Origin of the sequence: Xylanibacter rarus (assembly GCF_001275135.1) — a bacterium.
GTDB classification, from domain to species: domain Bacteria; phylum Bacteroidota; class Bacteroidia; order Bacteroidales; family Bacteroidaceae; genus Prevotella; species Prevotella rara.
The window spans coordinates 98,371-112,282 of record NZ_LFQU01000010.1 but is presented as its reverse complement, the minus strand read 5'-3'; the positions used below and the strand labels follow the sequence as shown (position 1 = coordinate 112,282).

The window sequence follows — 13,912 nt, the reverse complement described above, 5'->3', positions numbered from 1 at the left end:
CTTTTAACCTCTCCAGAATTGCCATGCTCATCACGAAACCGTGGTTTGGTGCGAAAAATTGCACAAAATTGACATTTCCGGTAAAGTGTTGATATATTGCCTTTTAGTAAGATTACGAAGCAAATAGGCAATAGTTAAAAAACATTACTCGGCCACTTTTCACCCGTAAACGATAGGTTTAGCATCACAAAAGCATACGTTTACGACATTAAAAGCAGGCATTTGTGAACGAAAAAAGGGGGATTCTAAGGCTAAAAACGGGCACAAAAGCAAACGCATGTTAAAGAATTGGACAGCAAGCGCCATTATCTTTAACATACGTTACATATTGATTTTCTAGATTGAGAAAAAATTTTGTCCTGACTTTTTACCTTTCCGACATAATGTTTTAACATTTTGGCTATACCGGAATGGTAAGACAAAAAGTACTATAAAAAGGTGACGGGATGTTGTGTTTGGTTCAGACTTTCTTGGCATACAGGCCGTTATCGCTGATATATCGGGCCACGTTGTCGGGCACAAGGTCGCTTATCGGACGACCGGCGGCAATGAGCTGCCTTACCTGTGTGCTGCTGATGTCTATCAGACGGGTGGCTACGAGGCTGACTCCTTCGGGCAGCGACGCTGCGTCTACGGCAGAACCGCCGCGGGGATATATCACAATGCGATAATGGCTGAGGATGTCGCGCCAGGCATACCACTCGCTGAAGCGCTCCCAGTTGTCGGCACCTATGAGCAGGACGAACCGGCGGTCGGGATAGTCGCGGCTCATCGACTGAAGGGTGTGCCACATATACGACGGACGGGGCATGCGAAACTCATAGTCGGAGGCATGCATGCGCGGCTCGCCTTCGAGCGCAAGTTCTACCATCTTTAGCCGCTGTTCGTCGTCAAGCAAATCGGCAGCACGCTTAAACGGGTTCTGCGGCGACACGACAAACCATATTTCATCGAGCCCTGCGCTCGCCAAAAGTTGGCGCGCCAGCTCTACATGTCCGTTGTGTATGGGGTTGAAAGAGCCCCCGAAGATGCCGGTGGAGATCATTTTTATTCTTTAGGAGTTAAAGGAGTTATGAAGTTAAGGAGAAATTCCTTGAGCATAGCGAAAAAAAGTCAAATGCTTTGTGGCTTATTGTCAAACATCAACCTTTAGGTTTTCAAAACTATGGTATGTAACAGCAAGACTAATGTGCCGGCTGATTTTCAATCTGCCGGAATATAGTATCAGGATTTTCAATCCGCTTGCTTCCTATTTTTTTGATTAATAGGTATGAATTTCGGATCACAGATCCTGATACTTAATGCTGTCGGATAGCATATCCGACAGAACAATAGCATTGTTGCTTCTTGTAGCCTATTGTCAAACATCAACCTTTAGGTTTTCAAAACTATGGTATGTAACAGCAAGACTATTGTGCCGGCTGATTTATAATCTGCCGGAATTGAGTATCAGGATTTTCAATCCGATTACTTCCTATTTTTTGATTAAAAGGTATGAGTATCGGATTAAAAATCCTGATATTCAATGCTGTCGGATAGCATATCCGACAGAACATTAGCTTTGCTGTTTCGAAACAAAGATAGGAGTTTGTATCACCACAAGGCATTTGGATTTTTCACTTTTAACTTTTAGTTTTTTACTTTCGTAAGACGTTATTCACTTAACCGAGCAGAAAGTCTTTAACTATCTTCAGCGCCTCGGCCTTGGCTTTGTCCAGATCGTCGTTGATAACCACCTTGTCGAACTTCGGGGCGAAGGTAAGCTCGAACGACGCACGGGCTATGCGGTCTTCTATCACTTCCGGGGCGTCGGTGCCGCGTCCTGTCAGACGGTTGCGCAGCTCCTCTATCGACGGCGGCTGGATGAACACGCTGAGGGCACGGTCGCCATAATAGTTCTTTATGTTGCATCCGCCCTTCACGTCCACGTCAAAGACAACGTTCTCGCCCTTTTCGAGCTGTGCCTCCACCTGCTGCTTCAGCGTGCCGTAGTAGCGGTCTTTATATACTTCCTCATACTCGAGGAACTCATCGTTGTCTATCCGGCGTCTGAACTCTTCGGGCGTAACGAAGAAATATTCAACGCCGTTGCGCTCTGTGCCTCGCGGGGCGCGGCTTGTACATGATATACTGAAGGCCATGCGCAGCTCTTCGTGCGACATCAGCCAGTTGATTATTGTGCTCTTTCCGCTTCCGCTAGGAGCAGAGAAGATAATGAGTTTTCCGGGCATGGTTTTAAAAAGTAGTTAAAGGAGTTAGAGTAGTTAAAGAAGTTAAAGTCATTTGCGTTTCTCATCGGGAGTTAAAAGAGTCAGAAGTAGTTAAAGGAGTTAGAGCCATATGCTTTTATGCTTGCAGGTTAAAGTCATATATTCTTGACTTTATCTATATTTTTAAGCATCATACCCAAAAGCTTTCTTTATGAAAAGAACGTGCAATGGTAATGACTTTAACTACTATAACTACTTCTAACTACTTTAACTCCTAAAATTTAAAGTACATTAAGCACCTGCTCTTTTATCTGTTCCAGTTCGTCCTTCATCTTCACCACGATGTTCTGCATCTCGGCCTGGTTGCTCTTGCTGCCTGTGGTGTTTATTTCGCGTCCCATCTCCTGAGCTATGAAGCCGAGCTTCTTGCCCTGGCCTATGCCGTCGTTCATGGTCTCGCGGAAATATTTAAGATGGTTTGCAAGGCGCTGTTTCTCTTCGTTGATGTCGAGTTTCTCTATGTAATAGATAAGTTCCTGCTCAAGGCGGTTCTTGTCGTATTCTATTTCGGGTATGCTCTTCAGGCCTTCAACGATGCGGCTGCGTATCTTCTCCACACGCGACTTCTCGTATGGCTCAATAGACGCCAGCAGACTGCCGATGTTGTCGAGCTTCTCGCTGAACTTGTTATAAAGGGCGGCACCCTCCTGCTTGCGGAACTCCACAAGCGCCTGCAGAGCCTGCTCGACACCGCCGCGGGCAACAGCCCACTCCTCGTCGGTCAGCACCTCTGCCTCGGTCTTGCTCATAACGTCGGGCATGCGCACAAGTATGCTGAACCAGTCTTGCGGCTCAGGCATGCCGGTCTTGGCGGCAATGTCCTTTATCTGATGATAATAGTTCTCCACCAACGCGCTGTTGATAGGCGTGGCGTCGAGAGACGCGTCTTTCTCTATCCAGATTGAAAAGTCAACCTTTCCTCTTACGAGCGCCTTCGAAATCATCTGGCGCATCTCCATTTCCTTCTCACGGTATAGCGGCGCAATGCGCGTAGACAGGTCTAAGGCCTTACTGTTTAAAGATTTTATTTCTACATTAATCTTCTTCTCATTGAAGGTTACGACCGACTTGCCATAACCCGTCATAGATTGTATCATAACACTTTTGTAGTTAAATTTATGCAAAAGTACATATTTCTTCGGAAAAAAGCGTATTTTTGCACTTTATTTAAGAAGATATTTTTAATTATGTCGTGTATTTTGAATATTGAGACGAGCACCAACGTGTGTTCGGTAGCAGTAAGCCAGGACGGCGCCTGCATATTCAGCAAAGAAGACCACAGCGGCCCGAACCATGCAGTAAGACTTGGAACATTTATTGACGAAGCCATTTCGTTCGCCGACAGCCACGCCATTCCGCTCGATGCCGTAGCCGTTAGCTGCGGCCCCGGCTCATACACCGGCCTGCGCATAGGCGTTTCGATGGCCAAGGGCATATGCTATGGCCGCGACATCAAGCTGATAGCCGTGCCCACGCTCGAGCTGCTCACAGTGCCCGTACTGCTCACACATGAGCCCGAACCCGGAGCGCTGCTCTGCCCTATGCTCGACGCACGCCGCATGGAAGTCTACTCGGGCATATACGACCGCTCGCTCAAAGAGGTGAGAGGCGTGCAGGCCGACGTGGTGGACGCCGACACGTATAAGGAATTCCTCGACAAAGGCAAGGTGTATTTCTTCGGCAACGGCGCATGCAAGTGCATCGAGGCCATCAACCACCCCAACGCCGTGCTGATAAAAGGCATTGAGCCGCTGGCTAAGAACATGTTCCCGCTGGCAGAGAAGCGCATGGCCGAGGAGAAATTTGAAGACGTGGCCTACTTCGTGCCCTTCTATCTGAAAGACTTCGTGGCAAAGACACCGAAAAAACTGCTGTAAGCCACGGCGCGAAAGCGCACACGGGGCAAGGACAACAGAGACACATATCACACTACATTTAAACGGAATTTAAACAAAGAAGAAATGGAAATCGATGGATTAGACTACAATACACAGCGCAAGAAGCTCACGCTGCCCGAATACGGACGCGAGGTGCAGAAGATGGTAGACTACGCCATGACGCTCAGCGACAGAGAAGAGCGTCAGAAATGCGCAGAGACCATAATATGCATCATGGAGCGCATGTTCCCGCAGAACAGGGAGAACATTGACTACAAGCAGAAGCTGTGGGACCATCTGGCCATAATGAGCGACTTCAAGCTCGACATCGACTATCCGGTAGACATCAACGAGGCAAAGAGCATAACCACAAAGCCTCAGCCCATGGAATATCCAAAGCAGAAGAACCCCATAAAGCACTACGGCGGAATGGTGTTCGAGCTGTTTGAACAACTGATGAACATGGAGCCCGGACCCGAGCGCGACGAGCTTACGAGGCTGACGGCCAACCAGATGAAACGCAACCTGATACAATGGAGCCACGGCTCGAGCGACGACGAGAAAATAGCCTCTGACCTGGCACGCTTCACCAACGGGAAGATACAACTCGACCTCGACACATTCAAGTTTAATGTGGGAAGTCTGAAGGAACCCGGAGAAAGGAGAAGGAAAAGAAGATAACGCTAACAGCAACGTTAACCAAATCAAGACCCGAACATGGAATCTTTCATCATAGAAGGCGGACATTCGCTCAGCGGAACCATAACACCGCAAGGCGCCAAGAACGAGGCGCTCGAGGTGATATGCGCATCACTGCTTACGCCCGAAGAAGTAAGAATAAAGAACATACCTGACATTCTTGACGTAAAGAATCTCATTCTGCTGCTCACAGACATAGGCGTGGATGTAACCCGCATAAGCAGGAACGAATATTCGTTCAAGGCAGAGAACATCAACCTCGATTATCTGGAGAGCGACGAATTTATACGCAAATGCGCTTCGCTCAGGGGCAGCGTACTGATGATAGGACCGCTGCTGGCACGCTTCGGCAAGGCCGTAGTGACCAAGCCGGGCGGAGACAAGATAGGACGGCGACGCCTGGACACCCACTTCCTGGGATTCAAATATCTGGGCGCAAAGTTTCTGCACAACGACGAAAGAAACACATTCGAGATAAACGGCAAAGAACTTAAGGGCTGCTACATGCTGCTCGACGAGGCATCTGTAACCGGTACGGCAAACATCATAATGGCAGCCGTGCTGGCAAAAGGAACAACGACCATATACAACGCGGCATGCGAGCCCTACATACAGCAGCTGTGCCACATGCTCAACCAAATGGGCGCACGCATCAGCGGCATTGCATCAAACCTGCTGACGATAGTTGGCGTCGACTCGCTGCACGGAACCGAGCACAAGATACTGCCCGACATGATTGAGGTGGGCTCGTTCATAGGCATGGCAGCCATGGTGGGCGACGGCATACGCATAAAGAACGTGTCGCTGCGCAACCTCGGCATCATACCCGACGCATTCCGCCGCCTCGGCGTAAAGATAGACACCGAGGACGACGACCTCATCATACCGCATATGGACCACTACGAAATCGACTCGTTCATTGACGGCTCGATAATGACTCTGGCCGACGCCCCATGGCCCGGACTCACGCCCGACCTGCTATCGGTGCTGCTTGTTGTGGCCACTCAGGCAAGAGGCAGCGTGCTGTTCCACCAAAAGATGTTCGAGAGCCGCCTGTTCTTTGTAGACAAACTGATAGACATGGGCGCACAGATAATACTCTGCGACCCGCACAGAGCCGTGGTGGTAGGCCACGACCATAACGTAAGGCTGCGTGCCGGACGCATGACAAGCCCCGACATACGAGCCGGAATAGCGCTGCTCATTGCAGCCATGAGCGCCAACGGCACAAGCCGCATAGACAACATTGCGCAGATTGACCGCGGCTACGAGGACATTGAGGCACGACTGAACAACCTCGGAGCCAAGATTGAGCGCATAAGCTAAGCATAAAAGCGAAACAACAACAGCAATGATAAGACAAGAGGAAGTTTTCAAAATCGGCAAGATAGGCAAGCCCCATGGTGTGAAGGGCGAGGTGTCGCTAATGTTTGAGGACGATGTGTTCGACAGAGTTGACGCCGACTATCTCGTGCTGCTCATCGACGGCATACTCGTACCATTCTTTTTCGAGGAATACAGGTTCAAGAGCGGCGAGACAGCCCTTGTGAAGTTTTGCGACATCGACACCAAGGAGCAGGCGCAGGAGCTCACCGGATGCGACGTCTACTTCAGCCGCAAGCTGGCAGAAGAAAGCCAGGACACCATGTCGCTCAACGAGGCCGAAAACTTCAGCCTGCTCGACGCCAACAACGACAACCGCCTGATAGGCACGGTCAAGTCGGTTGACTATTCAACTGTAAACACTCTCTTTAACGTAGAGACACCTGACGGCAAGGAAATAATGATACCGGCATCGGAAGACTTCATCATTGACGTCGACACCGAGAGGCACATCATTGTGGTAGACCTGCCCGAAGGACTTCTCGACCTTGAATAAGCAGACGCCACGGCCCCACGGTCGCAAAGTGCGCCAAAGACGATACGGAACGACGAAAGACAAGAGAAACAAATTTAGAAGTTGGGAGAATTTAAGATTTTATGAAGAAACAGATAGCCATTCTCGGTTCAACAGGCTCGATAGGCACACAGGCACTGCAGGTGATTGACGAGCATCCAGACCTGTTTGAGGCTTACTGCCTCACGGCCAACAACAGAGTGAAAGAACTGGCCGAACAGGCACGCCGCTACAATCCGGCAGCAGTGGTGATTGCCAACGAAGACAAGTATGAAGAACTGAAAAGCCTGCTCGCCGACCTGCCCGACATAAAGGTGTATGCAGGCAAACAGGCCATAGACGAAATAGTGGAGGCCGGCCCGATAGACATGGTGCTCACGGCAATGGTGGGCTTTGCCGGACTTAATCCGACAATTCACGCCATCAAGGCACACAAGGGGATATGCCTTGCCAACAAGGAGACTCTGGTTGTTGCCGGAGAACTGATATGCGAGCTGGCGCAGAAATACCACGCACCGATAATACCCGTTGACAGCGAGCACTCTGCCATATTCCAAAGTCTGGCCGGAGAAGGCGACAACGAGATTGAAAAGATATTGCTCACGGCATCAGGCGGCCCGTTCCGCAACTTCACCAAGGAACAGCTTGCCACCGTAACCAAGGCCGACGCGCTGAAGCATCCCACATGGAGCATGGGCGCAAAGATAACCATAGACAGCGCCACGATGATGAACAAGGGCTTCGAGGTTATCGAGGCTAAATGGCTCTTCGGCGTTCCGGCCGACAAGATTCAGGTGCTTATCCATCCGCAGAGCATCGTGCACAGCGCCGTACAGTTTGCCGACGGAGCCGTGAAGGCACAGCTCGGAGTGCCCGACATGCGCCTGCCCATACAGTATGCACTGACTTACCCTGACCGCATTCACCTCAACGAAGACCGTCTCGACCTGTTCAAGCAGCCGCTGGAGTTCTTCGAGCCCGACTTAGACAAGTTCCGCTGCCTGGCGCTTGCCTTCGAGGCGATAAAGAAGGGCGGCAACATGCCGTGCATTGTCAACGCAGCCAACGAGATTGTCAACCGCGGATTCCTTGAGGACAAGTGCGGATTCACACAGATGAGCGACATCATAGAGAAGACCATGAGCCGCGTAAGCTTCAGCAGCGCGCCCGACTATGACACCTACGTAAGCACCGACGCCGAGGCAAGGCGCGTGGCTACCGAACTGCTCGGGGCACACTGATAAAGAAAGAATAAATAAAACAAGTAACATATTTTTATCCAAAAGCAAAACAATCCGACGGCGGCAACCGGCCGCAGAAAGAAAAATTAAGAAAACAGAGACATGGAAATATTTTTGATAAGACTGCTCCAGTTTATGCTGGCAATCTCTATTCTCGTGCTGCTGCATGAAGGCGGCCACTTCTTCTTTGCAAAACTTTTCGGCGTAAGGGTTGAAAAGTTTTACTTGTTCTTCGACCCATGGTTCCACCTCTTTGAATTTAAGCCCAAGAAAAGCGACACGACATACGGCGTGGGATGGCTTCCGCTCGGCGGCTACTGCAAGATTTCGGGCATGATAGACGAGTCGTTCGACACCGAACAGATGAAGCAGCCGGCGCAGCCGTGGGAGTTCCGCTCCAAGCCGGCATGGCAGCGACTGCTGATAATGGTGGGCGGAGTGCTCGTAAACTTCCTGCTTGCGCTGTTTATCTATTCGATGGTGCTCTACACATGGGGCGACTCTTACTACCGTCTGGACAAGATGACGATGGGTATGAAGTTTAACGATGCTGCCAAGAAGATAGGCTTCAAGGACGGCGACGTGCTGCTGCGAACCAACGAGAACACGCTGACAAAGTTTGACGTCGACATGTACCGCGACATAGCCAACGCGCAGACCGTGACCGTGATGCGCCAGGGCAAGGAGATACAGCTCACCATGCCCGAAGACATGAGCCTGCTGACCATGCTCAAGGAGCAGCCCGTGTTTGTAAAGCCGTTCATCCCGGCCGACATAGACAGCGTGATGCCAAACTCTCCGGCAGCAAAGGCAGGCATGATGAAGGGCGACAAGCTGCTGGCGATAGGCGGCAAGAGCATTGACTCATGGAACGAGTTTGACGACCAGATGGCCGTAATGGGCGACATGCTCAGCGTGGCCAAGACCACAAAAGACAGCATAAAGGTGCGCACAACCACGGTGGTGTTCTGCCATAAGGCCTCGCCCGAGAAGCGCGACACGGTGAAAATGGTGCTCAACCCTGACCTTACGTTAGGCGTAGGCCGCACATATCTGGCTACATACTACAAGCCCGAAACCGTAGAATACGGCTTCTTTGAGAGCTTCCCTGCCGGAATAAAATACGGTATCGGCGTGCTCCGCGGATATGTAGACGACATGAAATATGTATTTACAGCCGACGGTGCCAAGTCGCTGGGCGGCTTCGGATCTATCGGCAGTCTGTTCCCGCCGACATGGGACTGGATGATGTTCTGGCGCATGACTGCATTCCTCAGCATCATCCTTGCGTTTATGAACATCCTGCCTATCCCTGCCCTCGACGGCGGCCACGTGCTCTTCCTGCTTTACGAGATGATTACGCGCCGCAAGCCGAGCGAGAACTTCCTTATAAGGGCTGAATATGTAGGCTTCGGCATACTGATTCTGCTGATGGTTGTGGCCAACCTGAACGACATTCTCAGATGGCTGGGATATATGTAATTATAAATTAGGAGATAAAGGAGTCAGAGGAGTTAAAGGAGTTAAAGCCATATGCCTTGTGGATTATTATAAACCACTTTGCACATATCTTTCCACTCCTGAATATTAATCAGCTGACGCAGAACTTCGCCTGCGCTCTGCACATGATCTTAACTTTATTCTGACGCGAATTAAAATAAAACTCCTTGAATATAACGAAACAAGAAAAAATGCCAAGTGGTTGATAATAAACCGCTTGGCATTTTTCTTTTTTATTTGCATACACACAGACATGCTTAATGAATCTGCCACAGCCGAATGCTTCGGCCCATAACTATATACCATAAATAACGGCAGAATAAAACCAAATCCTTGTTTTTTTATATATTACGCCCATACGGCACGGACACATAAAATGCCGGAAAGGCACAGCCGACAAACGGCATCGGCTTCTGACAGCATGTAAGCTGCCTGCTGCTTTCATGCGGCAATGTGTCATCACAAAAATGTCAGAATTTTCTGCTGAAATAGAAAAAGCAGAAGCGGAAAACCGGTAGCAATGGTAAAGTATATTTACATTTACATGCAAAAGGTATGCTTTTGAAAAATTAACCGACAACTTTTTACTCAAAACCGGGCCACTTTTGCACCTCAAACAATCCTGTTTTTTCATTGAAATAATAGCTTTTTTGTCCCAATCAGGACAAAAATCTTTGCACACATCTACGCATAACGATGTAACACGCTATGCATCTGACACTTGCGCTTGCACACAAAAACGGCACGTTTTTACGGCCAAATGATTTTAATTTTCAAATATCTCCGTATGAGAGCGTCAGGCAAAATCAATGTGAAAGCAAAACCGCCGAAACTGTTACATATAAAAATGGCCGAGAAAAAGAATGTACCCGACCGGGATTAACAAAAAAGACACGATAAACCATCCCGTCAGGCACATTCATATACAAGCATCTTAATAATCAGAAGTCAAGGCCGCCACGGCATAATGCCTCAGCATGGCGGCTGTAAGGCATGCGTGCTTAGCGCTTTCTGCCGGCCTTCCGGCTGTTCATCTCGCTGAAAGTCTTTTTCTGGCTGTCGTCAAGCAGATTGCTTATCTTCGTGTTAAGCTCCTCCATCTTGCTCCTGCGCTCCTCGCGGCTTATGTCCTGACTGAAGAAGTCGGTGTAGAGCGACTTTATGTTCTGCTTCTGCTCGTCGCTTAGCTTCAGCTTGCTGTCGAGCTGTTCCATGCGTTTCTCCACTCTCTGTTCAGGCGTAAGCTTCTGCCCGCCCTTTTTCTGTGCGTCGGCGCTGATGCCGAACATGGCCGTCAGGGCCATCAGTAATAATAGTTTCTTCATGAGTTCTCGTTATTTTTAGATGTTTAATTTAATCTCAAACAGCCCTTTGGCCGTAAGAGTTTTGCCATATTGCGTTATAGGTTTTGCTTCTTATGTCTGCATTTCTCTGCCGCCGTATGTCAGTCTGCCCCGCCCTGCCGCATCATGCTGCGCCTTAGGAAAGGCAGGCCGACAGCCGCCCGGCATTGATTTACAAACAACTAAAACCTAATTTAATGTCTTCTTACGACGGCATACGCTGATGTCATAGCGGACTCAGACGGCCTATCTTATCGTATAGACAAAGCTCACCATGGCATAGGGCTGCAGCACGTTGGCCGTAAGATAGTCGTAGTAGTTGCTGCCTACCGACTGTCTGAACGACTGGCTCTGCCCCAGTATGTCATACACGTCGAGCCTTATCTCGGCTGCATTGTTCTTCAGGAACTTCTTGCCGAGCGACGCGTTCCATAGGAAATAGTCTTCCGTATCGGCGCTCAGGCCGCTGTAGCCCGTATAGGTCAGCGTGCTGCGCAGAGTCAGTCCGGCCCAGAAGGTCCAGCCCACGCGTGCCTGTGCTATGTGCGTAACATAGTTGCTCGTGTTCAGGTCGGCAACAGAACTGAGGGCCTTGTTTATCGAGGCTGAATACGACAGCGTGAAGTCGAGCTTGTCGCTGATGTTGCTGCCTATCACCACCTTGGGCACAAACGTCAGTTCGCGCGTATTGCTCTTCACGCCGTTGAATATCGTCGGCACGCTGGCATAGTTGCCGGCAAGGCTCAGGTTGACGTTGCTACGTATCAGGTCGAGCGGAAATCCGTATGTCAGCATTGCCTGCAGACTGTAGTATCCGTCGAGGTTCACAGGGCGTGTAAGCTGTGCGCCCTTGTCCATCTCTATTCCGCCGGGCAGTGTGATGTCTTCTGTTGCCACGAAGGTGCTGTCTGCCACATATCCGTTGCGCAGCGTGGCGCCGAGCATGGCTATGAAGGTCTGTCCCGACATTGTTGTGAGCGTATATCTCAGGTTGAGCGTATGGTTAATCTGCTGGTCGAGCAGCGGGTTTCCGGTAGAGAGGAACAGCGGATTGGTGTTGTCGACAACCGACTGCAGCTGCTGCAGCGTGGGCGATGTAGAACTGCTGCGGTAGCGCAGCATGAACGAGTTGTTGCGGTTGAGCGAGTAGCGTATCATGGCCGACGGCAGCACAGAGAAATAGTTGTGCGATATGTTGTCGGCAACTGGATACGACTGTTCGCCGTCGAGCGAAGCCCACTGGAAGTCGGCACCGAGCGTGAAGCGCCATCTGTCGAGATTCCATCTCAGGCCCAGTCCGGCAGCATGCGTAAGATAGTCGGTCTGATACACGCTCGACATCTGGTCAATGAGCTGTTCACCCAGGTCGGTCATGCCGTCGCTCTCAAACGTCTTCTTGTCGGCGTCGCTGTTGCTGTAAGAGAACTTATAGTTGGCGCTCAGCTGCACGTTGTCCACTATCGGCTCCGTATACATCAGGTTGGTGCGCAGCGATGTCTGTTTCTCGTCGTTGTCCTTGCGCTGCGAATATTCCGTGGCCGTTGTCGTGCCGTCCTCGGTCTTGCTTTCCTTATAGTCGGTGTAGGTGTCGCTGCGCTTGTCGGTTATCTGTCCGTTCACCGACAGCGACAGCGTGCGTCCCTGCTTGTTGAAGCGGTGGCGGTAGGTGGCGTTAAGTCCGGCGCTGTACGATTTCACGTCGCTCTCCGAGCTGCTGCCTATGCTGCTCTGCTGCTCGCCATACAGGAGGTTTTCGCCCAGATAGCTGCTCAGCGTGTTGCTGCTCTGATAGCTGAACTTAGGGCGCAGCTGCAGGGTGTTGTCGGCGTCTATCTTATATTCGAGGTTCATGTTCACGCGGTGGTTCCAGTTGGTCATGTCCGACTCGCTGTCCTGCATGTACGACATGCCCGGCAGTGCCGACTCGAAATACTCGCGCTGCAGTTTCTCCTGATAGTCGTTAGACGACTGGTTGAAGAAGTAGCTCGACGTAAGCTTCAGCTTGTCGTTCCATTCGTTCACATAGTTCAGGCCTATGCCGTTGGTCTTGGTCACACCGCCGAGCGAGCCCACCATGAAGTTGTCCGTGCTGCCGCGTCGGCCTCCGCCGCGCCTGCCCCCGCGCTTTGAGCTTTGCGCCGACATAACTCCCGACAGGTCTTCCTGCGAGAAGTTCTGCTGGTTGACGTTGTTGCTCATTCCGAGTATTGACAGCCTCTGCGACTCGTCAAATATGTTGATGTTTCCGCCGGCGTTATAGCGGTTGTCCGTGCCGTATCCGCCGTACACCTTGCCGAACACTCCTTCCTTGTAGCCGCTCTTTGTAACGATGTTTATCGTCTTTATCTCCTCTCCGTCGTCAAATCCGGTAAACTCGGCCTGGTCGCTCTTCTTGTCGAACACCTCTATGCTGGCTATTATGTCGGCCGGAAGATTCTTCAGCGCAAGGTTTACGTCGCCGTCGAAAAACTCCTTGCCGTCCACCATCACCTTGCTTACGCTCTCGCCCTGGGCCTGCACCTCGCCGCCTTCAACCACAATGCCGGGCATCTTTGCCAGCAGCTCTTCGGCGGTGCTTCCGTCTAACACTTTAAATGCCGACGCGTTATACGACAGCGTGTCGCCTGCCTGCTGCGCACGTGTTGCCCTTCCCTCTACCGAAAGGTTTTCGAGCATGGTGGCGTCCTCGGTCAGACTTATGTTCATCACCTTGTTGTCATTGCTGCCCAAGCTGACGCTCTTCTCATATGTCTTGTAGCCCATGTAGCTCACCTTTATGCGGTATTGTCCTGCCGCAAGATTGTCTATTCTGTATTTTCCGTCCATGTCCGACACGCCAAGACGGGTTTTGCCGTCGTTGGGCGTTATCGACACCGTTGCTCCAGGCAGCGGGTCGGACGTCGACTTGTCAGTAATCTTTCCGCTGACAACGGTCTGTGCCATTGCACCGGCCGCCGCCGAGCAGCATATCATCAGAAGCATCAGCAGTCTGACTATAAATCCAGGGTTTCTTTTCTCGTTCATTTTCATATCATTTTAGCGGTTTATGTTGCAAAGATATTGTTAAAAACGGGGTTTTCTGCAA

Annotated in this window: 11 protein-coding genes; 6 read left to right on the top strand and 5 right to left on the bottom strand. The window is 50.6% G+C overall.

The features are described 5' to 3' along the window. Positions 1-460: 460 nt before the first annotated feature. The 3 genes from nadD to ACU52_RS06880 all read right to left on the bottom strand — a co-directional run bounded on the left by nadD (position 461) and on the right by ACU52_RS06880 (position 3,367). Complete coding sequence (nadD, locus tag ACU52_RS06890; protein WP_053398250.1) at positions 461-1,045, bottom strand: nicotinate (nicotinamide) nucleotide adenylyltransferase; 585 nt, start codon at positions 1,043-1,045, stop codon at positions 461-463. Between the two features lie 616 nt (positions 1,046-1,661). Then, entirely contained in the window at positions 1,662-2,231 is a 570-nt protein-coding gene (gene gmk / locus ACU52_RS06885) for a guanylate kinase (RefSeq protein WP_021854027.1), read from the bottom strand. Between the two features lie 260 nt (positions 2,232-2,491). Next, the gene (locus ACU52_RS06880; protein WP_021854028.1) at positions 2,492-3,367 is read right to left on the bottom strand and encodes a YicC/YloC family endoribonuclease; all 876 of its coding nucleotides are present in this window, start codon (positions 3,365-3,367) and stop codon (positions 2,492-2,494) included. Between the two features lie 90 nt (positions 3,368-3,457). Here ACU52_RS06880 and tsaB point away from each other — a divergent pair, with 90 nt between their 5' ends. From tsaB to rseP, 6 genes are all read left to right on the top strand, one after another. Continuing rightward, positions 3,458-4,147, top strand: a complete 690-nt coding sequence (tsaB, locus tag ACU52_RS06875; protein ID WP_053398249.1) for a tRNA (adenosine(37)-N6)-threonylcarbamoyltransferase complex dimerization subunit type 1 TsaB — start codon at positions 3,458-3,460, stop codon at positions 4,145-4,147. Positions 4,148-4,231: 84 nt separating this feature from the next. Next, positions 4,232-4,828: a DUF4290 domain-containing protein gene (locus ACU52_RS06870; protein WP_021854030.1), complete on the top strand. Its 597-nt coding sequence runs from the start codon at positions 4,232-4,234 to the stop codon at positions 4,826-4,828. Positions 4,829-4,864: 36 nt separating this feature from the next. Beyond that, positions 4,865-6,172 (top strand): UDP-N-acetylglucosamine 1-carboxyvinyltransferase, encoded by a 1,308-nt coding sequence (gene murA, locus ACU52_RS06865; protein WP_021854031.1) that lies wholly within the window; start codon positions 4,865-4,867, stop codon positions 6,170-6,172. Positions 6,173-6,197: 25 nt separating this feature from the next. Then, a complete protein-coding gene (rimM, locus tag ACU52_RS06860) occupies positions 6,198-6,725 on the top strand; it encodes a ribosome maturation factor RimM (protein WP_053398248.1) in 528 nt (175 codons plus the stop codon). Between the two features lie 101 nt (positions 6,726-6,826). Then, a complete protein-coding gene (locus ACU52_RS06855) occupies positions 6,827-7,984 on the top strand; it encodes a 1-deoxy-D-xylulose-5-phosphate reductoisomerase (RefSeq protein ID WP_053398247.1) in 1,158 nt (385 codons plus the stop codon). A gap of 102 nt (positions 7,985-8,086) precedes the next feature. Next, positions 8,087-9,466 carry an RIP metalloprotease RseP gene (rseP, locus tag ACU52_RS06850; protein WP_053398246.1) on the top strand — a complete coding sequence of 460 codons (1,380 nt, stop codon included), beginning with the start codon at positions 8,087-8,089 and terminating at the stop codon, positions 9,464-9,466. 1,019 nt (positions 9,467-10,485) lie between these two features. Here the strand turns inward: rseP and ACU52_RS06845 are convergent. Both ACU52_RS06845 and ACU52_RS06840 read right to left on the bottom strand, forming a co-directional pair. Further along, positions 10,486-10,809 (bottom strand): hypothetical protein, encoded by a 324-nt coding sequence (locus ACU52_RS06845; RefSeq protein ID WP_053398245.1) that lies wholly within the window; start codon positions 10,807-10,809, stop codon positions 10,486-10,488. Positions 10,810-11,073: 264 nt separating this feature from the next. Next, positions 11,074-13,851, bottom strand: a complete 2,778-nt coding sequence (locus ACU52_RS06840) for a TonB-dependent receptor domain-containing protein (RefSeq protein ID WP_239684891.1) — start codon at positions 13,849-13,851, stop codon at positions 11,074-11,076. Positions 13,852-13,912 lie beyond the last annotated feature (61 nt).

Excerpts from the sequence above, each read along its gene's own strand:
- nadD (WP_053398250.1), bottom strand. The coding sequence starts at position 1,045 with ATGATCTCCACCGGCATCTTCGGGGGCTCTTTCAACCCCATACACAAC.
- gmk (WP_021854027.1), bottom strand. The coding sequence starts at position 2,231 with ATGCCCGGAAAACTCATTATCTTCTCTGCTCCTAGCGGAAGCGGAAAG.
- ACU52_RS06880 (WP_021854028.1), bottom strand. The coding sequence starts at position 3,367 with ATGATACAATCTATGACGGGTTATGGCAAGTCGGTCGTAACCTTCAAT.
- tsaB (WP_053398249.1), top strand. The coding sequence starts at position 3,458 with ATGTCGTGTATTTTGAATATTGAGACGAGCACCAACGTGTGTTCGGTA.
- ACU52_RS06870 (WP_021854030.1), top strand. The coding sequence starts at position 4,232 with ATGGAAATCGATGGATTAGACTACAATACACAGCGCAAGAAGCTCACG.
- murA (WP_021854031.1), top strand. The coding sequence starts at position 4,865 with ATGGAATCTTTCATCATAGAAGGCGGACATTCGCTCAGCGGAACCATA.
- rimM (WP_053398248.1), top strand. The coding sequence starts at position 6,198 with ATGATAAGACAAGAGGAAGTTTTCAAAATCGGCAAGATAGGCAAGCCC.
- ACU52_RS06855 (WP_053398247.1), top strand. The coding sequence starts at position 6,827 with ATGAAGAAACAGATAGCCATTCTCGGTTCAACAGGCTCGATAGGCACA.
- rseP (WP_053398246.1), top strand. The coding sequence starts at position 8,087 with ATGGAAATATTTTTGATAAGACTGCTCCAGTTTATGCTGGCAATCTCT.
- ACU52_RS06845 (WP_053398245.1), bottom strand. The coding sequence starts at position 10,809 with ATGAAGAAACTATTATTACTGATGGCCCTGACGGCCATGTTCGGCATC.
- ACU52_RS06840 (WP_239684891.1), bottom strand. The coding sequence starts at position 13,851 with ATGAACGAGAAAAGAAACCCTGGATTTATAGTCAGACTGCTGATGCTT.